This is a genomic window from Clostridium sp. DJ247, from assembly GCF_014231265.1.
In genome coordinates this window covers 18,936-43,153 of the sequence record NZ_JABAIW010000045.1, presented here as the reverse complement: position 1 = coordinate 43,153, position 24,218 = coordinate 18,936, and the positions used below count along the sequence as shown (strand labels likewise).

General features: G+C 30.4%; 26 protein-coding genes. 20 read left to right on the top strand and 6 right to left on the bottom strand.

Annotated elements, in window-relative coordinates; translation table 11 throughout:
- Nucleotides 1-267: 267 nt before the first annotated feature.
- Complete coding sequence (gene rocF / locus HGI79_RS16715) at nucleotides 268-1,164, bottom strand: arginase (protein WP_185651824.1); 897 nt, start codon at nucleotides 1,162-1,164, stop codon at nucleotides 268-270.
- Between the two features lie 545 nt (nucleotides 1,165-1,709).
- Between rocF and HGI79_RS16710 the strand changes: the two genes are divergently transcribed.
- Complete coding sequence (locus HGI79_RS16710; RefSeq protein ID WP_185651823.1) at nucleotides 1,710-2,108, top strand: hypothetical protein; 399 nt, start codon at nucleotides 1,710-1,712, stop codon at nucleotides 2,106-2,108.
- Between the two features lie 247 nt (nucleotides 2,109-2,355).
- Here the strand turns inward: HGI79_RS16710 and HGI79_RS16705 are convergent, their stop codons facing one another.
- Nucleotides 2,356-2,529, bottom strand: a complete 174-nt coding sequence (locus HGI79_RS16705) for an aspartyl-phosphate phosphatase Spo0E family protein (RefSeq protein ID WP_185651822.1) — start codon at nucleotides 2,527-2,529, stop codon at nucleotides 2,356-2,358.
- A gap of 716 nt (nucleotides 2,530-3,245) precedes the next feature.
- On the opposite strand from HGI79_RS16705, the gene glpX reads away from it, so the two are divergent.
- The gene (gene glpX, locus HGI79_RS16700) at nucleotides 3,246-4,220 is read left to right on the top strand and encodes a class II fructose-bisphosphatase (RefSeq protein WP_185651821.1); all 975 of its coding nucleotides are present in this window, start codon (nucleotides 3,246-3,248) and stop codon (nucleotides 4,218-4,220) included.
- Between the two features lie 48 nt (nucleotides 4,221-4,268).
- Here glpX and HGI79_RS16695 read toward each other — a convergent pair whose 3' ends face one another.
- A complete protein-coding gene (locus HGI79_RS16695; protein WP_185651820.1) occupies nucleotides 4,269-5,177 on the bottom strand; it encodes a patatin-like phospholipase family protein in 909 nt (302 codons plus the stop codon).
- A gap of 233 nt (nucleotides 5,178-5,410) precedes the next feature.
- On the opposite strand from HGI79_RS16695, the gene HGI79_RS16690 reads away from it, so the two are divergent.
- Entirely contained in the window at nucleotides 5,411-5,992 is a 582-nt protein-coding gene (locus HGI79_RS16690) for an NAD(P)H-dependent oxidoreductase (RefSeq protein ID WP_185651819.1), read from the top strand.
- A 392-nt stretch (nucleotides 5,993-6,384) separates the two neighbouring features.
- Here the strand turns inward: HGI79_RS16690 and HGI79_RS16685 are convergent, their stop codons facing one another.
- Nucleotides 6,385-8,097 carry a methyl-accepting chemotaxis protein gene (locus tag HGI79_RS16685; RefSeq protein WP_185651818.1) on the bottom strand — a complete coding sequence of 571 codons (1,713 nt, stop codon included), beginning with the start codon at nucleotides 8,095-8,097 and terminating at the stop codon, nucleotides 6,385-6,387.
- A gap of 379 nt (nucleotides 8,098-8,476) precedes the next feature.
- Here HGI79_RS16685 and HGI79_RS16680 point away from each other — a divergent pair, with 379 nt between their 5' ends.
- Together HGI79_RS16680 and HGI79_RS16675 are read left to right on the top strand one after the other, a co-directional pair.
- Nucleotides 8,477-9,013 carry a peroxiredoxin gene (locus HGI79_RS16680; RefSeq protein ID WP_185651817.1) on the top strand — a complete coding sequence of 179 codons (537 nt, stop codon included), beginning with the start codon at nucleotides 8,477-8,479 and terminating at the stop codon, nucleotides 9,011-9,013.
- A gap of 285 nt (nucleotides 9,014-9,298) precedes the next feature.
- Nucleotides 9,299-9,862 carry an AAA family ATPase gene (locus HGI79_RS16675; protein ID WP_241428244.1) on the top strand — a complete coding sequence of 188 codons (564 nt, stop codon included), beginning with the start codon at nucleotides 9,299-9,301 and terminating at the stop codon, nucleotides 9,860-9,862.
- 162 nt (nucleotides 9,863-10,024) lie between these two features.
- On the opposite strand, the gene HGI79_RS16670 is transcribed toward HGI79_RS16675, so the two are convergent.
- The gene (locus HGI79_RS16670; RefSeq protein ID WP_185651816.1) at nucleotides 10,025-10,588 is read right to left on the bottom strand and encodes a hypothetical protein; all 564 of its coding nucleotides are present in this window, start codon (nucleotides 10,586-10,588) and stop codon (nucleotides 10,025-10,027) included.
- A gap of 72 nt (nucleotides 10,589-10,660) precedes the next feature.
- Entirely contained in the window at nucleotides 10,661-10,927 is a 267-nt protein-coding gene (locus tag HGI79_RS16665; protein WP_185651815.1) for a DUF1294 domain-containing protein, read from the bottom strand.
- 399 nt (nucleotides 10,928-11,326) lie between these two features.
- Between HGI79_RS16665 and HGI79_RS16660 the strand changes: the two genes are divergently transcribed.
- The 15 genes from HGI79_RS16660 (at nucleotide 11,327) to pepF (ending at nucleotide 23,913) form a co-directional block, all read left to right on the top strand.
- Nucleotides 11,327-11,533 carry a DUF1657 domain-containing protein gene (locus tag HGI79_RS16660; RefSeq protein ID WP_185651814.1) on the top strand — a complete coding sequence of 69 codons (207 nt, stop codon included), beginning with the start codon at nucleotides 11,327-11,329 and terminating at the stop codon, nucleotides 11,531-11,533.
- Nucleotides 11,534-11,549: 16 nt separating this feature from the next.
- Complete coding sequence (locus tag HGI79_RS16655; protein ID WP_185651813.1) at nucleotides 11,550-12,410, top strand: DUF421 domain-containing protein; 861 nt, start codon at nucleotides 11,550-11,552, stop codon at nucleotides 12,408-12,410.
- Between the two features lie 11 nt (nucleotides 12,411-12,421).
- On the top strand, nucleotides 12,422-12,901 hold the full coding sequence (gene spoVAC, locus HGI79_RS16650) for a stage V sporulation protein AC (protein ID WP_185651812.1): 480 nt from the start codon (nucleotides 12,422-12,424) through the stop codon (nucleotides 12,899-12,901).
- Nucleotides 12,902-13,903, top strand: coding sequence for a stage V sporulation protein AD (spoVAD, locus tag HGI79_RS16645; RefSeq protein ID WP_185651811.1), 1,002 nt, complete (start codon nucleotides 12,902-12,904; stop codon nucleotides 13,901-13,903).
- Between the two features lie 16 nt (nucleotides 13,904-13,919).
- On the top strand, nucleotides 13,920-14,273 hold the full coding sequence (gene spoVAE, locus HGI79_RS16640; RefSeq protein ID WP_185651810.1) for a stage V sporulation protein AE: 354 nt from the start codon (nucleotides 13,920-13,922) through the stop codon (nucleotides 14,271-14,273).
- A gap of 38 nt (nucleotides 14,274-14,311) precedes the next feature.
- On the top strand, nucleotides 14,312-14,518 hold the full coding sequence (locus HGI79_RS16635; RefSeq protein WP_185651809.1) for a DUF1657 domain-containing protein: 207 nt from the start codon (nucleotides 14,312-14,314) through the stop codon (nucleotides 14,516-14,518).
- A gap of 277 nt (nucleotides 14,519-14,795) precedes the next feature.
- A complete protein-coding gene (locus HGI79_RS16630) occupies nucleotides 14,796-15,875 on the top strand; it encodes a LacI family DNA-binding transcriptional regulator (RefSeq protein WP_185651808.1) in 1,080 nt (359 codons plus the stop codon).
- Between the two features lie 211 nt (nucleotides 15,876-16,086).
- On the top strand, nucleotides 16,087-16,854 hold the full coding sequence (locus tag HGI79_RS16625) for a sugar phosphate isomerase/epimerase (RefSeq protein ID WP_185651807.1): 768 nt from the start codon (nucleotides 16,087-16,089) through the stop codon (nucleotides 16,852-16,854).
- 52 nt (nucleotides 16,855-16,906) lie between these two features.
- Entirely contained in the window at nucleotides 16,907-17,893 is a 987-nt protein-coding gene (locus HGI79_RS16620) for a sugar kinase (protein WP_185651806.1), read from the top strand.
- An 83-nt stretch (nucleotides 17,894-17,976) separates the two neighbouring features.
- On the top strand, nucleotides 17,977-19,278 hold the full coding sequence (locus tag HGI79_RS16615; protein ID WP_185651805.1) for an MFS transporter: 1,302 nt from the start codon (nucleotides 17,977-17,979) through the stop codon (nucleotides 19,276-19,278).
- Nucleotides 19,279-19,478: 200 nt separating this feature from the next.
- Entirely contained in the window at nucleotides 19,479-20,126 is a 648-nt protein-coding gene (gene hxlA / locus HGI79_RS16610) for a 3-hexulose-6-phosphate synthase (protein WP_185651804.1), read from the top strand.
- Nucleotides 20,127-20,129: 3 nt separating this feature from the next.
- Nucleotides 20,130-20,678, top strand: a complete 549-nt coding sequence (gene hxlB, locus HGI79_RS16605) for a 6-phospho-3-hexuloisomerase (protein ID WP_185651803.1) — start codon at nucleotides 20,130-20,132, stop codon at nucleotides 20,676-20,678.
- A 133-nt stretch (nucleotides 20,679-20,811) separates the two neighbouring features.
- Nucleotides 20,812-21,459: a fructose-6-phosphate aldolase gene (gene fsa, locus HGI79_RS16600; protein ID WP_185651802.1), complete on the top strand. Its 648-nt coding sequence runs from the start codon at nucleotides 20,812-20,814 to the stop codon at nucleotides 21,457-21,459.
- Between the two features lie 166 nt (nucleotides 21,460-21,625).
- Nucleotides 21,626-21,790, top strand: coding sequence for a zinc-ribbon domain-containing protein (locus HGI79_RS16595; RefSeq protein WP_185651801.1), 165 nt, complete (start codon nucleotides 21,626-21,628; stop codon nucleotides 21,788-21,790).
- A gap of 329 nt (nucleotides 21,791-22,119) precedes the next feature.
- Nucleotides 22,120-23,913, top strand: a complete 1,794-nt coding sequence (pepF, locus tag HGI79_RS16590) for an oligoendopeptidase F (protein WP_185651800.1) — start codon at nucleotides 22,120-22,122, stop codon at nucleotides 23,911-23,913.
- The last annotated feature ends 305 nt before the right edge of the window (nucleotides 23,914-24,218 follow it).

Sequence of the window (24,218 nt, the reverse complement as noted above, 5' to 3'; positions counted from 1 at the left end):
GTTCTGATAAAATTCGTTCACTAGCTTATGCTAGAAGTTTCCTTGTATAAGTTAAGTTTTTAGTTAGAAACCCTATAGATACCCACAACTTAAATTTAATTTATGTTCAGGTATATATCACTAATGTTGAAGTCACATTTAAATATCTTTTAATTAGTTTTGGCGAAAATTTGAGAAAAACCTTAGAACTTTTGATATGGTTAAAAGTCTAAATGTATAAAAACATATATGCTGGAAAGCAGAGTAGCTTACCTGCATATATGTTTTTTACTTTAAATAGTTAAAAGTCCAGTCTAATAAGTCTATACACAAATCAGCTGTTTTATCGTCCTTGTCTAATTTTGGATTTAATTCAACAAAATCCATAGATTTTACAAGACTTGTCTCCATTAAATATTTAAGAATGTATTTGGCTTCAGTTACATTCATACCATTCTTTACCGGAGTGCCAGTGCCTGGAACTAAACCAGTATCTAAAGAATCTATATCAAAGCTTAGATGTATTGCATCTATTTCTCTATTATTTAATATACAATGAATTTCTTTCATTATCTTTTCTACGCCAAGGTTATGAACATCTTCTGTAGAGTATACTGTGAGATTATGAGCCTTTACAAATTCCTGTTCCCCTTGGTCTAAGTCCCTAGCACCTACTATAAATACATTCTCAGGTTTAACCTTTTGACCAGGGTAATATAGGTTTATTAACCTATTAAAACCTAAACCTATAGCAGCAGCTAAGGGCATACCATGTACATTTCCTGTTGGTGAGGTTTCATGTGTATTTATATCTCCATGAGCATCTACCCAAATCACAGCAAGATTTTTGTAATACTTACTAACACCTGAAATGCTTCCAAGACCTATAGAATGGTCTCCTCCAATAATAAGAGGAAAACTACCAGAACATAGGGCACTATATGCTTGATGGGCTAAGTTTCTATTTACATCTACTATGGGTCTTAGATACTTCATAGTAGGATGAATTTCATATTTTTGTTCTTCTGGTATATTTTCAACATAAATATCTCCGCAGTCATACACAGTATGATGTTTTGATAAAACTGCAATTACATTCTTTTCTCTAAGTTTTTTAGGACCAAAATCGGAACCAGCTTTATCTGAACCAAAGAATATGGGTACGCCGATTAGACTTATATTCATTGCAATTACCTCCATTGTAAAATATCTTTCCAGATACTTGATTATACACTAATTAACAAAAATAAAAAGTACTTTAAAAAAAGAATATCTATTGGGAAGATTCATAAACTTATAAATACTCATTTATGTTATAAATACTCATTTATGTGAAAAAATATATATAATATTTTATATATATTGATAAATAATTAAAATAGATACAGATATTTTATATTGTTATACAAACTATATTTAAATTTAAATTTCCCAATTTCAATAAATTTTATGAAGTATAATGTAGATTTTTTAAGCTCCAGTGTAGTAATAAAATACGATATAAGTAAGATTTTGTTTATTTTTGTATAATTATCTTATAATAAGGGCACTAAAATTAAATTTGTATTATTTATACAGTAAATTTTCACAAAATTTTTTAAAGTTTTAAGGTTAAATATAAAAATATTAGTAAAAATATATGTTATGTGGTAAAATAAATACGCCTATGTAAGGTCTGGTAATTCAATGAATAAAATTTTTAAACTTTATAATAAAGGAGCTGAGTATTAATGAATAAGGAAAATATAATAAGTTTTTTGGACGATAACGGACTTACTGAAATTGAAGAAATTAAACATAATAAGGAAGGTCTACTACTCAAATTTGATTTTGATTTTGATAAAGAAGAAATTGATGCAGCAAAAGCTTATGCTGATGATGAAAGTGAAGAAACAGAAGAAAATGATACATGGTATGATAATTTTTTTATTCCATACTTAAACGAATTGGCTATAGATACTGTGGGAGAAATCATTGAAGATTTAATGGATGAGTTAGAAGTAGAAGCTCAATTTATATCTTATGAAATTAGCAAAGAGGACTATAATTACAATGAGTTTGTAGCTGTATTCTATGAAAGAGGAAAAGAAATAGATTTAGGTGAAATCTTAGATAGTTTAGAACTGTAATGAATACACTCTATCTATTATAATCTATAATTAAATTTTCATTAAAAGTCAAAAGTAAGGTAAATTGAATTTTCATTCAGAGGACATTTCTCTAGTCACCATAGGGCAGTTTTTATGCTGGCTCACATCAGCTAACTGCCCGTTAAATACTATCTAGGTATTTAACTTACATCTGAATATTAATGGAACTAATTCTTTGCTAGCTAAATTCATTCATTATACAATGAGTAAGATACTTATGTTTTAATTATAACAATTTTTCGTATGTTTGATATTGCAATATAAGCTCGTCCAATTTCTGACTACACTCTACAACCGCTTTATTAGTAAGATCGTTATATGCCATCAAAAGATAAAGAGTTTCTTTTAAGTTTTTTATTTCTGTATCTAATACTTTTAAATCTAAGTTATTATTATTCATTATTTATACCCCGTTATTAAATATGATTTTTAGTATATTTATATTTTAGCAGATTAGGGTAAAATTATCACAAATTTTGATAGCCACTATAGTACACGTTGTTACATAAATGCACATTTTTTCTGTAGATAAAATGTGGATTACTATGTGAGAAAACTGTGATATGTGTGTGGAAAAAGAAAAAATGTGTCTTTATGCATTGAAATACAGAACTATGTAATTATATGGAATTTTAAGTAAATGTCTAAAACTTTTTTTGTTTTATGAATATATATATAATATAATTAAATAATTAAATGTATATTTGTAGAATTTTAAAGAAAGACATGTGACAAAGATGAAAATAAACATGTTATTCTATAACAATTTATAATGACAAAATGTATTAACATATAACTCACATATAACTCACATATAACTCACATATAACTCACATACAACTAACAATATATTCACAATCTAATAACAGTATATATTATTGTTCAGCTGTTAGGTTATAAATTAATTCTATGGTGGAGAAACAATAAAAATTACAATTTTTAATTAAGAAAATATAAAACTTGTCTTATGAGTGAAATGTGATATAATACTTAACGGAACATTAAACAATAATATGAAAAAAGTATATATTAATGTATAAGATATATAATTAAATTGACTTATTAGAGTAAGTAATTTACATATTTTTATTTAAATAGTGATGGAGGTAAAATGATATGCTAAATACAGATATAGCAATGGGGCTTGCTAGAGTTACAGAAGCAGCAGCATTATGCTCGGCTAAGTTCATGGGAAGAGGAGATAAAATTGCTGCTGATCAGGCTGCAGTTGATGGTATGGAGAAAGCATTTTCCTTGATGCCTGTAAGAGGAACTGTAGTTATTGGAGAAGGTGAACTAGATAATGCACCTATGCTTTATATTGGACAGAAATTAGGTATAGGGAATGAGGATATGCCGGAGATGGATATAGCAGTAGATCCTTTAGATGGAACTGTATTAATAGCTAAAGGGTTACCTAGTGCTATAGCTGTAGTAGCTATGGGACCAAGAGGAAGTTTATTTCATGCACCAGATATGTACATGAAGAAGATAGCTGTAGGATCTGGAGCTAAGGGAGCTATAGATATAAATAAATCTCCTAAAGAAAACATGCTTAGTGTTGCAAAAGCTTTAAATAAACATATAACAGAGCTTACGGTAATAGTTCAAGAAAGAGATAGGCACAGTTATATTATAGAAGCAGCTAGAGAAATTGGTGCTAGAGTAAAATTGTTTGGCGAAGGTGATGTTGCAGCGGCTCTGGCTTGCGGATTTGAAGATACAGGCGTTGATATGCTTATGGGAACTGGTGGAGCACCAGAAGGAGTTATAGCTGCAGCGGCTATAAAGTGCATGGACGGTGAAATGCAAGCAAAATTAGATCCTCACACCGAAGAAGAAATAGAGAGATGTAAGTCTATGGGAATAGATGATATAGATAAAGTGTTATTTACGGATGATTTAGCTAAAAGTGATAATGTTTATTTCGCGGCAACTGGTATAACGGATTCTGATCTTTTAAAAGGGGTTGTATACTCAAGAAATCATTGGGCAACAACTCATACTATAGTTATGAGATCAAAATCAGGAACCATAAGATTTATAGAAGCGCATCATGATTTGACAAGAAGCAGTTTAGTAATAAGATAAACATATTAATTTTTAATAATAAGAAGATCAGTGTTTGTACTGATCTTCTTATTTAGGTATAACCCAAGTTTTTTCCAACCAGTTTTTACAGGCATCCATATTAAAGCTATTAGCTAATTTAATTAAATTAGGTATCATCTTGTAATCATCTAGGTGTACTGATTTAGGTAAGTTAACATTAAGTCTATAATAGTTATCTCCTAAAAATTGAGCAGTAAGCATAGAGTCCATTTCAGCACCACCATCAAATAATATATTTATTAAGGGTACTGGAGGGTTAAAATAAGTTACCCATTGAAGTGCGCCCCATTTTGTTGTATCAGCACTTATTTCATAAGATTTATAGCCAGTTCCTATTGATAACAAAGTAACTTCATCTAAATATTTATATCCACCAACTTTATTCCTAGAAAAGGCTAATGCAGTAGTACTAGGATTGTTTGCAATAACGCCTCCATCTATTTTTCCTTGATAAGATGGGAAATAAACAGGAGCCGCACTACTGGATAAGGCTACATCAATAACTTTTTCATTTAGTGTTAGGGAATTGTGGAAGTTGTTGAAGAGGATAGGGTTCCAACTCAAAGTGCTGGTAGATAGCAGTTGAAAAGATGGAATAATTACATGGCGTTTTAAATCTTTCAGTGTAAGATTTTCAGGAAATATAGAACTTAGCACCTCTTTTAAGTGTTCATTGTTATATCTGGGCCTAGTAAACTCTTCGTGCCTGGGAGTAAAGATATATTTTGCATTTTTTATATATATATCTACAAGTTTATCTGGAGATACACCATAAGCTAGACCAAGAGCAATAAAGGCACCTGTGGATGTTCCCACAAACAAATTAGTATTTTCAATTAATTTAGGGAAAAAATCATTTAGTCTTTTTAAAAGTTGAGAACTTAAAGCACCTCTAATACCACCACCATCAAAAGTCATGATTTTATATTTTTTCATATCATATTCTCTCCTAATAAAAATTAATGAATCTAAATAAGTTTATTCTATATATGACTATAATATGAAAACTTAGGTGTTTATATTATTTAAATTTTAGAGCTAACTACTGTAAAATTTAAATAGATTTATAATCTATAAATACTTTACTTTATGATAAATTAAATAATAAAAAAATAAAATTTGAAAAAAATAAATACATATCAATAGATAAATTATTGGGAGGCTGCATTATGAATCATTTAATTATATATGCTCACCCTAGTCCAGAGAGTTTTTCAAATGCAATAATGACCGTTGTAAGAGAAGTGTCAATGAGGAAAGGCCATAAGACTGAAATTAGAGATCTTTATTCCATGGGATTTGATCCTGTATTAAAAGGTGTTGATCTTAAACTTATGTGTGAACATAAGATTCCAGAAGAAATTAAAAGAGAAAAAGAATATATAGATTGGGCTAATATACTAACCTTTATATATCCAATTTGGTGGACTGGTATGCCTGCTATTATAAAAGGATATATAGATAAGGTGTTTTTTTATGACATAATTTCAAAGCAAGAAAAAGATGCATCTAATAGAGTGATGAAAGATAAAAAGGTATTTATATTTAATCCTATGGGAACTCAAAATGAAGCATATAATCAGGATGGAATGATAAATTCAATGAAAAGTACAACTGATATTGGTATATTTAATTTATGTGGAATAGAAGTTATTCAGCATAGTTTTTTTGGTTATATTTTAAAATCTAATGAAGATAAGAAAAAACAATATTTAGAAGAAGTGAAAAAAGTAATATCACAAATTTTATAAATTTTATTATTTATAGTTTCATTAATGTATTTATAAATCTGTGTTATTCAAAAAATGCTTAAGAATTTACACAGATTTTTATAACTTTATTGAATAAATAGCCTTTTAATATAATCCATTCTACTTATACCCTTAGCTCTCCGTTTTTCGAAACTCAATCTATTCAGAAGTTCATAATTTTAATATACATAGTACAGATATACATTAAAGCTGCATAAGATATATTAAGTTACTAAATATGTACTTTCATGTAGATTTTTAAACTATATAAACATAATAACATAAATTTTAAGGGGTTTATTGGCCATATTGCATCTATGAAGGAAATTATAAAGGTTAATATAGTATAGGGGTTTTATTTTGAAACCCTTATACTATATTAAAAATACTTATTAGACTTTAAAATTTTGAATCAAATTATTAAGCTTATCTGCAAGTTCTAACTGAGATTGAGATAACTTAGTAACATCCGCTATGGTCAAGGAAGTTTCATTTACACTTTGTAGTATACCATCAGAGTGAATAGCTGACTCTTGAGTACTAGCAGTCACATTTTCAATTGCTCCACTTACTAAATCCATAGATTCTGCTATAGATTCTGCTGAAGAGGATAGTTCTTGTGACATATTAGTTATTAGTTTAGCATCTTCTTCATATTGTATAGCGGTGTCAATCAGTAATTTATAATCTGGAGTAACGTTGTTTTCAATAAATTTTAATATATCTTGTGCACTTTCGGATAAGTTATTGAATGCTTTATTTACTTGAGAAATTATACTTTGAATATTTGATACTGCAAAAGCAGATTGTTCAGCAAGTTTTCGAACTTCTTCGGCAACTACAGCAAAACCTTTTCCCTGTTCTCCAGCTCTTGCGGCTTCTATTGCAGCATTCAGTGCTAATAGGTTCGTTTGGGAAGCTATATTTCCTATAGACTCTGCTATAACTTTAACTTCCTCAACTACTTTTCCTTCTTCAATAGATTTAACTATGCTGCTGTATTTTTCTTTATAGATAGCCTCTGAAATCTTAATAGAATTTAATCCTTTTGTTTTTATTTCAATGGCCCTATTCTGTATTTCTTTTGCCGAAACATCACTTTCACCAGCTTTAGTAGCCAAAGAATTAGTGGTAGCTACTATCTCCTCAATGGTTGAGTTTACTTCTTCTGTAGATGCACTTAATTCCTCTGCGCTGCTAGATATTTCTTTGGATGAATCACTAATATTCTCTATTTTTGAATATATTTCTTCAAGAGTGGCAGACAACTCTTCACTGGAGGAAGTCATATTTTCTGAGCTTGAGATTATTTCATCTATGAGTTTTCTTGTATTACTTCCGGCTTCATTCAATGCTTTGGCTAAACTACCTATTTCGTCTTTAGAATCAATATCTATATTTTGTGTTAAGTTTCCACTGCCAAGTTCTTTTGCGAAATGTAGAACCTTATTAATGTTTCTCGAAACCATAGTTGATATTGAAAGTGCTAATATAAAGGAAACAGCTATAGCAAGTAATATTATGGTACTCATGGAACGAAGAGAACTCATATATACCTTATTACTATCACCATTAGATTTATCTGCATGTTGTTGAGTTATACTTATCAGTTTGTCCAAAGATGTAGTTAACTTGTTTCTCATGGAAGCACTTTGCTTACTTAATAACATTGCTTCATCATATCTTCCGCTAGCTACAAGTTCAATTATCTGGTCACTAGACTGTCTATATTGGGAAAGATCTTTTTTCAATTTCTGCAATATAGTAATCTCTTCATTAGATAAATTTGTTTTTTCATATTCAGTTAGCATCTTATCATTAGCGTCTCTAAATTTCTTTATAGTGTTTTTAGTTTCTTGAGATTTTGTACTATCTTTACTTTCTACTAAATTTATTATTTCAAGTCTATTATGTAAAGTATTAGAGTTAATTTGTTCTAAGTTTTGTAATACCTTCAAATCTTCATTATACATAGAATTGAGATTTGAATTTATCCTACCCATATTAACAATACCTATACCACCAACTAAAAGTACAAATGTACTTATTAGGATAAATGATATTGTAAGCTTTTTTTGTATTTTTAGATTTTTAAACCATTGCATATAAATTCCTCCATAAACAAACTATAGTTAATTATAGTACTATTAAAAATTTATTAAGTAATAGACACTATTTAAATTATACATTACTAATTATATAGCAATATTGAAAAATAAGGAAGAAAAACAGAGGGAAATTAGATGTTAAAATTTTTAAAATATATGTTGACTAAAATAAATAATTAAATTATCATGTGATTAATAATAAATATTTGTTAATAATTAATGTTCATAATATAATAACTTAATTATAAATTAGCAGATAATATATTAAATTATTTTAACTTTAAATCAACAAACTTCAAGAAGTTACTTATGAATAAGTTCTTAAAATAAGAAAATAATAACAACGGAAAACTAAAATTAAGGAGGATGAGTAATAATGGATAGATTAGTTGGAAAAGCAGCTCCATATTTTAAAATGTCTGCAGTAAAGGGTGATGGCAGCAATTTTACAGAGGTGAAACTTGATGATTTTAAGGGAAAATGGTTAATTATGTTCTTTTATCCTCTAGATTTCACTTTCGTTTGCCCTACTGAAATTACTGGTTTTAGTAATAAATATGATGAATTCAAAAATTCAAAGGCGGAGGTTCTTGCTGTAAGTTGTGATAGTCAATACTCACATCAAGCATGGATAAATCAGAAACAGGAAGAAGGCGGACTAGGAAAAATAAACTTTCCTATAGCTTCAGATAAGACCACGGAGGTTGCTAAAAACTATGGCATTCTAATAGAAGAGGAAGGTATATCCCTAAGGGGATTATACATCATAGATCCAGAAGGTGTAGTTAGATATTCAGTAGTGCATGATTTAAATGTAGGCAGAAATGTAGATGAAGTTTTACGTGTACTTAAGGCTTTACAAACAGGAGGAATGTGTCCTATAAATTGGCAAGAAGGGGAAAAAACTTTGTAGTATAACATAAGTCTTGTTTGTGTTAGAGGAGCATATAGTGCCAATGATGTGCTTAAAAAGTTACATTATTGTGCTATATGCTTTTAATGTTAGAAAACAATAGCTGCAAATTGATCCAGCTAGTTTTTCAAATAGTAACAAGTTTACTTCTATTGGCATAGTTTCGATTATTTTACTATAATAATATTAAATACTCAAAACCTTAACAGGTTTTAAATGTATTCTTTAATGAAACTATAAGTTTTAATATGAAATACTATAATTAAAAAAATAGGAGGGCCAAAAATGAGTATTAATAATATGATTTTGATAACTTCCCCACCGGCTTGTGGAAAAACCACTCTTGCAAAAAAATTAGCTAAAGAACTGCAGGAAACTGTTTACTTAGATAAGGATACCCTAATTCCACTATCAAAAAAAATCTTTGAAGTAGCTAACGAAGAGTATAATAGAAGTTCAGAGTTTTTTGAAACACATATTAGAGATTTAGAATATAAAGTTATACTTGATTTAGCTTTTGAAGCAATAGAATATGATTCACATGTAATTATAAATGCACCTTTTGGTCGTGAAATAAGAGATAAGCAGTATATAGAAAAACTAAGAGAAAAACTAAAGGCTTATAATGGCGAACTAAAAGTTATATGGATAGAATGTTCTCCAGAAGTGGCACATAAGAGAATGATAGAAAGAAATTCTGAACGTGATACATGGAAACTAGAGCATTGGGATGAATATGTTAAAACAGAGAACTTTAATGCTCCTGATATAGAGAATTTATTAATCTATAAAAATAATACTGAAGAAGAAGCGGAAGAAAGTTTTAAAGATTTATTAAATAAACTTTAGATTTGTCATAAACTTATAGATAGACACAAAGTAAAAACAGTCCTTAGACTCCAATTTAAGGAGACATAAGGGCTGTTTCTTCTATTAAGTAGTTTTTGTAAGTAGTGTTATAATAATAGTTTACTCATGATAAGTGACATCTCAGTCTAAAATACCATAGCTTTACCAAGGGTAAAATCCATATGGTGAACTATAACTATAGTAGGGGTTATAATTGTAATATGGATTGTAAGCGCCATAGTCACGATAATAGGCGGAACTACCAAGTAAGCCTAATGATAAGGGCAATAAACCATCTGCCCTATAGAGAGAGTCAGAAGCTTCACCTATATCTCCTGGTATTTCACTAACTGTAGGTGATGAAACAGTACCAAAAGGACAAAAATAAGAGCAAGGATAATAAGATTCCTGTTGAGCCCCATAAAATGTAGGAGTATCTGATATATATGGTTGGCCAATCCTATAAGAATCAACTGGTTCAGTTGTATAATATTGTTCAAATCTATAAGGTATAGTTTTATCAAAGGTATAGGTCTCGTTATTAGGATAGGTTTCTGGTATCCTAGTATAATCGTTATCTTCTTCTAATGGCTTCGGCATATTAGCCATCTTATCTCCAAACACGTTATCTAAAATATTATCATCAGAGTTATTTGAAACAAACTGTTCATCTATATCCATTTTATCATCTTTAGGATTCGTAACCTCATTATTGTTATATTTCATTTTACTCCTCCACAAATTAACTACAGTATTATCATATGAATAATGATAAAAATTGACAATGAAATTGTAAATTTATTTTAATAATATATATAACAGTATTAAACACACTTGGAGTATAAAAATTAGAGGAATTCCAATAACAAATTTCATATGTTTCGTTTTATGCCTAAATAAATACATACCACAGTAGATGCCAAGACTACCTAATAATAAAGCTATTAAAAATAACTTCATTTCAGGAACTCGCCAAGCTTTTTTTATAGATCTTTTCTTATCGCAGTACATTATAGCTGCTGCATATATATTAATTGCCAAAAGATAATAATATATTAACTTCATAATTTAAAACCTCATTTGTAAGATTTGTCCATTGGATATTAGTTATAATTTTAACTTTACCAAGGTATTTTAATTATAATATTTTATATTTTTATTTACAATGATGCGTGTAGCTTTAACATACAAGTCAATATAAAGTGAAACTTGAATCAGATGGGAGAATTAGAGCAGTTAGTCATGGGATAAATTATTTAAAATGAATAAATTAAGAAATATAAACCAAACTATTATAAAGAGGTGGTTACTATGTTTAATTCTACAGACTCCAGCAACCTATATAATACTTCTGCTAATAGTAAAATTTATATATAATTTTAAAATAAATTTTATTTTTTATGTATTTAAAACAGTAAATGTTGTAACAATAAGTAAGAGGATTTAAGAGAGGATTTGATATAAATGACTGTAGGAAGTAATATAAAACAAACCTTAGCAACTTTAAGAAACATACAGGGTACATTAAGATTATATTCTGTTCAAGAACAAAATGAAGCTGCTAAAAATGCATATATACAATCATTAGATGTTACTAGTGAAATAATTACAGATTTAGAAAACAGGGTGAAAATTATGGAGTTTCATGAGCCACAATATAAAGGTAAATAAATGGGAGCGATAAAAAATGAAGGAATGGATAATAATATTATTTAGATCCATAGTTTTATTCTTTACTACACTTATTATAATAAGGATTATGGGAAAAAAGCAATTAAGCAAAATAACGCCTTTTAATCTTCTAAATTACATTGTTATAGGTGTTTTAGTAGCGTTAATGTCTACAAACATAATTACAAACTTTCCATTAGGAATTATAGCTTTATTGGTGTGGGCATTAATCCCTATTGCCTTAGACTTTATAAGTATGAAAAGTAAATTGCTACAGGACTTAATTAATGGAAAAGAAATAGTGCTAGTAAAAGAAGGAAAGATAATGGAAGAAAATTTAAAACAGGCAAGAATGACACCAGAACAGTTTTTAAGAGCCTTAAGATCAAAAAATGCTTTTAGTTTAGCTGACGTGGAATTTGCACAGTTGGAAACTACAGGAGATATAAATGTATTTTTAAAAGCAGATAAAAAACCAGTAACTTCATATGATTTGGGTAGAATGGTTTCCCCACAGTCTGTACCACAAACCGTAATATCAGATGGGAATGTTTTAGAAGAACCTCTAAGTAACATAGGGTTAAACCATGCTTGGTTGGAAACTCAGTTAGAAAATAGTGGAGTATCTTTAGATAATGTGTTTATTGGTCAGGTAAATTCATCAGGTGAATTATATTTGGATTTATTTGATGATAGTATACAGATGGTCGAACCAAAAGTAAAACAGTTGCTTTACGCTAATATTGAAAAATGTCACGCGGATTTTATGTCATATTCTCTTGAGACTCAAGATATTAAAGCAAAGACTATGTATTCAAAAAACGCAGGTAAGCTGCAAAAAATTATGACGGATTTAAAACCATTTTTATTACGGTAGAAGGTGATTAAATGTCTAATAAGAAAAAGAAAAAGTTAACTCCAACACAACAAAAGTATCAGGAATTTGCAAAAGCAAGGGAACCTCAAAGACCAGTATTGAAAAATTGTATTAAAGCATTTGTTGTTGGAGGAGCAATATGCCTAATAGGGCAATGCTTGCAATGGGCATATATAAATTATTTTAATTTTAAAGAAGAAACAGCTGGTGATCCAGCAACGGCTACATTAATTATACTATCAGTTATTCTTACAGGTTTTGGAGTATTTGATCATATTGCACAGTGGGCTGGTGCAGGTACAGCTATACCCGTTACAGGCTTTGCTAACTCTATGGCATCTGCCGCTATAGAACATAAGAGTGAAGGTTATGTTCTTGGGGTGGGTGGAAACATGTTTAAAATTGCTGGATCTGTTATTGTTTATGGAGTATTTGCAGCTTTTGTTGTTGCTATTATAAAAATTACTATAAAGTGGTTAGGTGTGATATAAATGCTAAAAGGTCATCAATCATGGGTTTTTGAATCAAAGCCTGTAATAATATCTTCAGCTGCAATTGGAGGGCCTTTTGAAGCTAAGGGAGCTTTAGTTAAGGATTTTGATTATTTTCATGAAGATATTTGGTTAGGACAGGATAGCTTTGAAAAAGCAGAAAAAAAACTTCTAGAGCAGGCTTGTGAAGTAGCAGTTAATAAAGCTAACATGAAAAAAGAGGATGTTAACTTCTTCATAAGTGGAGATTTATTAAATCAAATTGTAACTAGTAGTTTTTCAGCTCGTACTCTTGCTATGCCGTACTTTGGAATATTTGGTGCTTGCTCTAGTTCGATGGAAGGGTTAGCACTAGCTGCTTTAATGATAAATAGTGGCTCGGCTCAATATGTAATTGCCGGAACATCAAGTCATAATGCAGCAGTAGAGAAACAATTTAGATATCCAACGGAGTATGGCGGCCAAAAACCTCCTACTGCTCAATGGACTGTTACTGGCGCAGGAGCAGCTTTAGTAGCTCAAAAAGGTGAAGGTCCTAAAATAACATCAGCTACTATAGGCAGGGTAATAGATATGGGGCTTTCGGATCCGTTTAATATGGGAAGTGCTATGGCGCCAGCTGCAGTAGATACTATAGAATCACATTTCAGAGACTTAAATATTGATGCTAGCTACTATGACATAATTGCTACAGGAGATTTAGGGGCTATTGGTCATAGAATAGCTGGTGATTTATTAAAAGAGCATGGAATAAAAATTCCACAAGAAAAGTTTACTGATTGTGGGTTATTAATATATAAAGAGGATCAACCAGTTATAGCTGGAGCAAGTGGTTGTGCTTGTTCTGCCACAGTAACTTACGGTCATTTTCTTAATCGCATGAGAAGAGGAGAACTCAAGAAAATTTTAATAGTAGCAACAGGAGCCTTACTTTCCCCAATGTCATACCAACAAAAAGAAAGTATACCATGCATAGCTCATGCAGTTTCTATTGAAATATAAAGGAGTGGCAACAGGTATGGAAAAATTTATTTGGGCTTTTATAATTGGCGGTATAATATGTGTTATTGGTCAAATTATGTTAGATGTTTTTAAGTTAACTCCAGCACATACTACATGTACATTAGTAGTAGCAGGTGCTATTTTGGCAGGATTTGGATTATACGAACCTTTGATTAAATTTGCAGGAGCAGGAGCATCTGTTCCAATTAGTAGTTTTGGTAATGCTTTAGTAAAAGGTGCCTTAATGGAAGGTGAAAGAACTGGAGTTATTGGAGTACTTACTGGAATATTTGAAGTCACTAGTGCTGGTATTTCTTCTGCTTTGATTTTTTCTTTTTTAGCTTCCTTAATTTTTAAGCCTAAGGGTTAAAATTACATATTTTTATCCATTGAAGGGAGGTGATAAATATGACTGTAGGAACTCAAATGCAACAAGCTATAGCTGGTGTAGAGACTGCCGCTGCAACTATGAAAACATTCGCGTTACAAACTGAGGATAAGACAGCAAAGCAAGAGTTTAATCAATTAGCTCAAACTTTTGAAAATTCATTACAAACTCTAAAAAATAGACAGAATTTTATAGAACAGCAAGAACCAACATATACACAACAATAAAAATATTGTATTATTAGATTATTTAAAATAAAAAATCTTGATATAGTTAGCTATATCAAGATTTTTTATTTGTAAATTTTATTTTCTTATAGATAGCTGTCACTAGTCCTATACAAACTTTATCTGGTGTTTGAGTGTATTTTACATGAATTAAATTTCCAAAAAGACCCAAAAATCTTTATTGACAATATATTTTTAAAGGAATATAATTATATCATAAAGTGAAATCGGTTCCATTTTAAATCAGCATTAGAGGATAGTCAAAGGAGGTTTACAAATGACAAAGAGCCATGAAAAATCCCGTATTCGCAGGACAACTATTGAAGATGTAGCAAGCATAGCTAAAGTATCTAAAACCACGGTTTCAAGATATTTAAGTGGTAAACATGAAATGTTGGCTGAAGATACTAAAAAACGAATAGAAGAAGCTATAAAGTCTCTTGGGTACAGACCTAATCAAATGGCTCAAGGATTAAAAAGAAACAGAAGCTACTTAATTGGAGTAGTAATGGCTGATATATCAAATCCATTCTCTACAGCTATGTTGAGAGGAATAGAAGATATGTGCAGAAAGAAATCATATAGCGTAGTAGTATGCAACACTGATAATGATCCCATTAGAGAACGTGATTATATTTTCATGCTGCAGTCACACAGAATTGATGGACTAATAATTAATACAACAGGCAAAAATAATGAATTTTTACATGAGTTAATGAATGATGAAACTCCAGTAGTATTAGTTGATAGAAAGGTTCCTGAACTTAAATTAGATACTGTAGTAGTAGACAATATAGGTGCAACATCAGAAATGGTAAATTATTTGGTTAACCAAGGATATAAAAGAATTGCTTTTTTTAGCGAACCAATATCAGGGGTAAGCTCCCGTTTAGAACGTCTTTCTACATTTCGAAGTATTTTAGAACAAAGGGATAACCATGAGGTTCATAAAGATATATTTATTATAGATTTAAAGGATAAAGATCAATTAGACAAGGATGTGGAAATGTTTCTTACAGATTCTAAGGGACAATCAAGAGTAATATTTGCTGTTAACGGTGTTATAATGTTAAAAATAATATTAGCTTTACAAAAAAGAGGAATTAGAATTCCTGAAGATGTTGCTATTGCAGGTTTTGATAATCTAGAATGGACACCAGCTATAGGCTCCGGAATAACTACTGTAGAACAACCAACTTATGAAATAGGAGTTACAGCAATGGAAAGAATCCTAAGGAGAATAGATGGGGATAAATCTATTTTTCAAAGTATTCATTTGCCTTGTACATTAATAACTAGAGGATCAACCCCTTATGAAGTCAAACAAAAAGTCAAACAAGAAGAATTGTCGCAATAATACGACTCTCTTTAACGCATAAATGAAACCGATACCAAAATTATAGTGAAAGACAGAGAATATTATATTTTTTAAGTGAAATGGCACCGATTTCATATATGGGTTTATAACTATAGATTGACCCTTAGAATTTCTTTTGATAGTGATGGAATCGGTTTCTAAAACATATTAATTTAAGTGAATATTTTTTAGTATAGGAGTGATGAATAATATGAAATTTGTATATATAACAACCTCAGCTTTTGGAACAAAACAGGTATGTGATAAAGGACAGCAATTTTATATACCAGTTATAGCTAAGTCAGGAGCTAATGGAGTAGAAATAAGAGAAGAATTAATCACAGAAAGAGATATACCATTAGGTACTCTAAGGGAGGTGGTTAAAAAAGAAAGATTAGAATGCATATATTCTGCACCAGTAAGTCTTTGGAAAGAAAATGGAGAATTAAATAGAGAGCTGATATGGTCTGTGGTATCGAAGGCCATAGAGCTAGAAGCAAAAATAGTTAAATTTTCTTTAGGTAACTTTAAAGATAATGTATCCAATATAGAGGCACTACAAAGAGTTATTGGACAGCTTGAAACTGAAAAATACAATTTAACTCTTACTATAGAAAATGATCAAACAAGCTATGGGGGAAACTTGTATAATCTACACTATTTTTTAAAACAGTGTGAAAAATACAATATACCAATATCCATGACTTTTGATGTGGGGAACTGGAATTGGACTAATGAAGATCCTATAGAAGCTGCAGAAAAACTAAGTAAATATGTGGTATATATTCATTTTAAGCATGTTGACAGGGACAGAACTCAGTTAAATACTGTACCTTTACCAGAGGCTCCAAATGCGATTTGGAGAAAAGTACTAGCAAAATTACCGCAGGATGCTTTAAGAGCTATAGAGTTCCCCATAACAGGAATAAATCTAGAAGAAGAGACGATAAAATATGTAACATTACTAAAAAATGCTTAAATTTATAATTAATATATTAAATTCTTAATCATATAATATGGAGGTTGATAGTATGTACACCGATATAGTTACTTTTGGAGAGGCAATGACTATGTTTATAGCAGATGAAATAGGAGAATTACACAGGGTTGAAAAGTTTACTAGAGCCTTAGCTGGAGCAGAAACTAACGTAGCTATAGGACTTTCAAGGCTAGGGTATAAGGTTGGGTGGGTCAGCAAAGTTGGGGATGATCCTTTTGGCCAATATATAATAGAGGCATTAAAATCTGAGGGAGTAGATACAGGCTGTATCAGTATAGAATCAAGTTATCCAACAGGTTTTCAATTAAAGTCAAAGGTTTTAGTAGGAGATCCTAAAGTTAAATATTTTAGGAAAGGGTCTGCGGCAAGTACACTTTCTAAGAAAGACATTGATAATACTTATTTTATGGCAGCTAGGCACTTACATGCTACAGGCATACCTCCAGCTTTGTCAAGTTCAGCGAGAGAATTTTCAGAAGAAGTAATAAAAAGAATGAAGACTGCTGGTAAAACCGTTTCTTTTGACCCTAATTTACGTCCAAATTTGTGGAATAGTGAAAATGAGATGGTTGAGGTTATAAATAGATTTGCAGTACAAGCAGATTGGGTGCTTCCAGGTATATCAGAAGGAAAATTACTAACAGGATATTCAAAAGCAGAAGACATTGCAAAATTTTATTTAGATCAAGGGGTAAAACTTGTAGTTATAAAGTTAGGTCCAATGGGAGCTTATTTTAGAACAGAAAATGAAGAAACGTTTGTTCCAGGATTTCATGTTGAAAAAGTTATAGATACAGTAGGAGCAGGAGACGGTTTTGCTGTAGGGGTAATTAGTGGTTTATTAGACGGATTAAATATAGAGGATGCAGTTATTAGAGGAAATGCAATAGGAGCATTAGCAGTAATGTCACCAGGAGATTCAGATGGATTGCCAACAAGAAGAATTTTAGAGCAGTTTATTTATTCTAAAGAATCAAGGGTACTGCCTTCTACGAAAAAAAGGGTTAGTGAGTGTTAACTGAAAACTAAAATATATATACTATATAATTAAAACTTGGGTAAATAAAAAATTTATTATATATAAGAAGGGGTGCATTAATCATGGAAAAAGCCAATAAACAGTTAGCTCCTAAAAGATGGAGCAAGCTAATACCTATTGCTTTTATTACGTATAGTCTAGCTTACTTAGACCGTGCAAATTACAGCTTTGGTGTAGCTGGTGGTATGGGAAAAACTCTTCATATTACTCCAAGTGTAGCTTCTCTTTTAAGTGCTTTATTTTTTCTTGGATATTTTTTCTTTCAAATTCCAGGAGCAGCTTATGCGGAAAAGAAAAGTGCTAAGAAACTTGTTTTTGTTAGTTTAATACTTTGGGGAGTATTGGCAAGTGCTACAGGTTTAATCACTAATGTTAAGTATCTATATGGAATTAGATTTATGTTAGGTGTTGTAGAAAGTGCAGTTATGCCTGCTATGCTTATATTTTTAAGTAATTGGTTTACAAAAGCAGAACGTTCTAGAGCAAATACTTTCTTAATTTTAGGTAATCCTGTAACCGTTTTATGGATGTCTGTTGTATCTGGATATTTAGTAAAATCTTTAGGTTGGCAAATGATGTTCATATTAGAAGGATTGCCACCAATTATTTGGGCTTTTGTTTGGTGGAAACTTGTAAACGATAACCCTAAAGACGCAACATGGTTAACAGAACAAGAAAAAAGAGATATGGAAATGACCTTTAAAGAAGAACAAGCGAAAATAAAGCCTGTTAAGAATTATAGAGAAGCATTTAAAAATCCTAAAGTAATACTTTTATCTTGTCAATACTTCTTTTGGAGTATTGGTGTATATGGATTTGTAATGTGGTTACCATCAATACTAAAGTCTGCATCCAACATTAGTATTGTTACAGCTGGTTGGCTTTCTTCTGTACCATATCTGTTGGCATCTATACTAATGGTTGTAACTTCTTATTATTCAGACCGCACTATGAATCGTAAAGGCTTTGTTTGGATATATCTACTAATCGGCACAATTGCTTTCTATGGTTCATACTTAATTGGAACTTCAAACTTTTGGGCATCATTCATATTACTCGTAATAGCTGGAGGCGCTATGTACGCACCATATGGTCCATTTTTCGCTATAATACCAGAAATATTACCTAAGAATGTTTCTGGTGGAGCCACTGCACTAATTAATAGTATGGGAGCTCTTGGTTCCTTTGTTGGTTCTTATGTGGTAGGATATTTAAATGGTGTAACAGGAAATGCTAATGCATCTTATAAATTTATGGCAGCATCATTATTACTATCAGTAATATTTACTCTTGTAGTAAAAACCTCATCTTCATATAAGGATAAACAGGCATCAGATGGTATTCTTAGCTCAAGTGATATTTAGTTAAATTACTTCACTGCTAACAGTTGTTGTATAGTATAATAACTGTTAGTAGTTTAAAACAAAAGTTTTTAATATTTAAGGCATATAAATTTTTTATTAGTTCTAATTTGGGTAGTTATACCAATTATGCGAAGTATTACATCATTAATAGTAAGTAATAAAAAATCAAAACTATATAATGGAAATTGGAGGAAAATATAATGAATACTCAATTAGCTTTAGATAGATTGTCTATAGAAGAGGCTATAAATATTGGAAAAAAGGTTCAGGATTATATTGACTGGATAGAGGTTGGAACTTCACTGATTAAGGAATTTGGAGTAGAAAGTATAATACAAATACGTAAGGCTTTCCCAAATAAAATAATACTTGCAGATGTTAAAACCTTTGACAATGCAAAGTATGAGTTTGAAATGTGTTTTAAGGCTGGTGCTGATGTGGCTACAGTAATGGGAGCAGCACCTAAGGTTTCTATTGATACCTGCATAGAAATAGCAAGTAAATATAAAAAGAATGTCATGATAGATTTATTAAATACATCTGAAGAACAAGTACAAGCATTATTAGAATTTAAGGATGCTATATTTTGTTCTCACGTGAGCAAAGATCAGCAAGAGGTTAAGGGAGAAAAACAGGAATTTAGCAGACTAACTAGAATTCAAGAACTATTAATAAAGAATAATGCTAAAATAGCTTTTGCAGGGGGAATTGATATAGATGCTGTTAAAAGTTTAAATAAGATTAATCCTTATGTAGTTATTGTTGGTTCAACCATAACTAAAGCTGAAGATCCAATATTAGCTGCGAAATTAATACAGGAAGTAGTAAAAACAATACAGGAGGTATAGATAATGAATAAAATAAAAACTATATTACAAGAAATACAAAGAGTTTTGGATAATGTTGATTTATCAAAAATTACTGAATTTGTAAAGGTAATAAATGAAGGCAAAAGAGTATTTGTTATTGGAGAAGGTCGTTCCGGTTTTATGGGAAAATCTTTTGCTATGCGTTTAATGCATCTTGGAGCTAATGTTTATGTAGTTGGAGAAACTATAACACCAGCTATAGAAAAAGGAGACGTACTGGTTGCTATATCTGGATCTGGCACTACAAAAAGTGTTATTATGACAGCAGAAAAGTCCAAAGAGCTTGGATGCAAAGTACTAGTTGTAACAACTAATCCTCAATCAGATTTAGGTGCTTTAGCATCAATTATAATACACGTTCCAGCAGCAACTAAATACAGAAGGGAAGGGGAAAGTCCAAGTATACAACCACTAGGTTCTTTATTTGACCAGTGTGCCCATATATTATTTGACTCTATATGTTTAGAATATAGTAGCTTAAAGTCTCAGAATAATGATTCTGCTTTTGCGAGACATAGTAACTTGGAGTAGTAATATTCTGAAAAAATGCTTATAAAATTAACAGTAATTACTTGAAGTTATCGGTAAATTTATGTTATTGTGAAAGTGGAAAAGAAAATGTTATATTATGTCTAACTAAAAAAAATTTGGGGGAGTGTAAATTATGAAATTTTTTATCGATACAGCTAATGTAGATGAAATTCATAAGGCTAATGATTTAGGAGTCATATGTGGAGTTACAACTAATCCATCACTTATAGCTAAAGAAGGTAGGGATTTTATAGAGGTAGTAAAAGAAATAACTTCTATAGTTGATGGACCTATAAGTGCAGAAGTAATTAGCTTAGAATCAGAAGGAATGGTAAGTGAAGCTAGAGAGCTAGTAAAAATACATGAAAATATTGTAATTAAAATACCAATGACCGTAGAAGGGTTGAAAGCAGTTAAAATATTATCTAGTGAAGGTGTAAAGACTAATGTTACTCTTATATTTTCATCAACTCAAGCATTACTTGCAGCAAGAGCTGGTGCCACATATGTAAGTCCATTTATTGGGAGGCTAGATGATATAGGAAGCGATGGCATAAATTTAATTGAAGAAGTTGTTAACATATTTAATATACATGATATAAAAACAGAAATTATAGCTGCAAGTATTAGACATCCTATTCATATTTTACAAGCAGCAGAAATAGGTGCACATATAGCTACAGTGCCATACAATATTATTTTAAAGATGGCTGAGCATCCTCTTACTACTGCTGGTATAGAAAAATTTCTTAGTGATTGGAAAAATGTTCCACAAAAATAAGAAATTTTTGAAAAGTATATAGACTTATATAAAACAATATGGTACAATATCACATGTAATAAAAACTAAGGGATTTAATATCATGAAAACATTCTCCGATTTTATTCTGGAAAATGATTGTTTATGATTAGTTAGATACCCACTATAAAACGGAGGTATGTTTAACATGGCTGATAAGACAATAACTTGCAAAGATTGCAGCAAAGAATTCGTATTCACTGAAGGAGAACAAGCGTTCTACAAAGAAAAAGGTTTTGAAAATGAACCAGTAAGATGTCCAGACTGCAGAAGAGCAAGAAAACAAGAAAGAAACAATAGTAGAAGATACTAATTTTAATAATATAGCTGCTAGCTTTGCTAGCAGCTATATTAGCTTTTTGCGATAAAATGAAACTGGAATTCATAGGGGGATGCCAGTTAACTACGAGATAAAATATTTTAAATATACAAAATGTATCATATAAATTAATTAATTGCATAAAGTATGTTGTATATAAATAAAGTGAAGCTTGAATCAGATGGGAGTATTAGAGCCAGTAGTCATGGGATAAACAAAACAGCATGTAACTGAAATATTATAGTAGTTATGCTATAATATACACTAAATGTAGGAAAGTTTTTCTAATGACTATATAATCTGCATATAAAGGAGAGATTAATATGTTAGAAATTAAAAAAATAAAAACTAGAGATGAAATATCAGAGGATTTTAAATGGAATGTGGAAAAAATATATGAAAGTATAAGTTTATGGGAAGAGGATTTTCAAAACTTAAAAAACCTTACACCTGAGATTTCAAAGTACTCTGGAAAACTTGGAGATGGGAAAGAATTATTAGAATATTTGAAGTTAGATGAAAAGGTGTCAAGGCTTGCAGGGAAGTTAGCTGTATATGCACACATGAGAAGTGACGAAGATACTGCAAATCCACAATTTCAATCTTTAAAGGATAGAATTTTTGCATATATTGCAGAATTAAAAAGCATAGGTTCTTTCTTTATACCAGAAATTTTAAGTTTGCCAGAAGAAACTATAAAAAAGGAAATAGAAAATAATCCTGAACTTAAAATGTACTCCTTTTTTCTCGAAAATATATTAAGAGAAAAGGCCCATTCATTAACTAAAGAAAAAGAAGAGCTTATAGCTTCAGTATCGGATTGTTTACAAGGTCCAAGAAAGATATATAGTATGTTATCTGATGCAGATATGACTTTTCCTGTGATTAAAGATGAAGAAAAGAAGGATGTAGAGTTAACAGAAGCAAACTACGGAAGATTTATACAATCTAAGGATAGAAAGGTTAGGAAAGATGCATTTAAGGGATTATTTAATACCTATAATAAATACAGAAATACTTTTGCAGCGTCACTAACTTCAAGTATAAAGAACTTTGTATTTATATCAAAGGTTAGAAAGTATGATAGTGCATTGCAAAGTTCACTTGAACCACATAATATTCCGCTGAAAGTATATGACAACACAATCGAAACAATAAATAATAATTTAAAGTCTTTACATAGATATGTAAAAGTAAAGAAGAAGCTTTTGAAACTTGATGAAATCCATATGTATGACTTGTATGTACCTATTATAGATACCCCAAAAGAAAATATAGAATTTAAGGATGCTGTAGAAACTGTAAAACAGGGGCTTAAACCTTTGGGTGAAGAGTATTTAAATATATTTAACGAAGGTATAAAAGCAGGCTGGATAGATATTTACCCTAATAAAGGTAAAAGAGGAGGGGCTTATTCCTCAGGGGACTATGATACTATGCCTTATGTACTTCTGAACTATGACTATAAGTTAAATGACGTGTCAACCTTAGCTCATGAAATGGGCCATTCCATACATTCCTATTATTCAAGAAAAAATCAACCATATGTTTATTCAGATTACTCTCTTTTCGTAGCTGAAGTTGCTTCAACCACTAATGAAAGTCTATTAATTAATTACTTGATTAATAAGGAAAGTGAGAAAAATAAAAAGCTTTATCTTATAAATCAACAACTTGAACAAATTAGAACCACTGTATTTAGACAGGTTATGTTTGCTGAATTTGAAAAAATAACTCATGAAAGTATTGAAAAAGGTAATGCTCTTACAGCAGAAGATTTATGTAAAATATGGCACGATTTAAATGTAAAATATTTTGGTTCAGAAATGACAGTAGATGAAGAAGTAGATATAGAATGGGCTAGAATACCTCATTTCTATAGAGATTTTTATGTATATCAATATGCTACAGGATATGCTGCTGCTAATTCCTTTGCATCAGAAATTCTTAGAAATGGAGAATCAGCAGTGGAATTATACAAAGGCTTCTTAAAAAGCGGATCTAGTGATTATCCTATTAATGTGCTTAAAAAAGCTGGAGTTGATATGAGTACTCCAAAACCTTTAGAAGATACTATAAAAAGATTTGATGAACTTTTAGATATGCTTGAAAAGTAGAATTAAAGTAGAAATATGGTATATAAACACTATTTTATGTTAAATATTTAAGATAAGGTTGTTGAACAAAAGGGATTACATGGCAGCAGCTTGGGGAGGATACTCCCCTTTAAAAATATTAAATTTATAGCTTGTATATTACTACCATAATTAAATAATATCTTTAGCTCATTGCACCTATAATAATTGATACTATATCCAATAGCACTATAATAGTTCAAGCAATTGCCAAGAAAATAAATAAAAAGTTTTTTCCTTTATAGTTATTCATAATTTTATCCTTTCTAATTTAAAGTTCTTAGTTA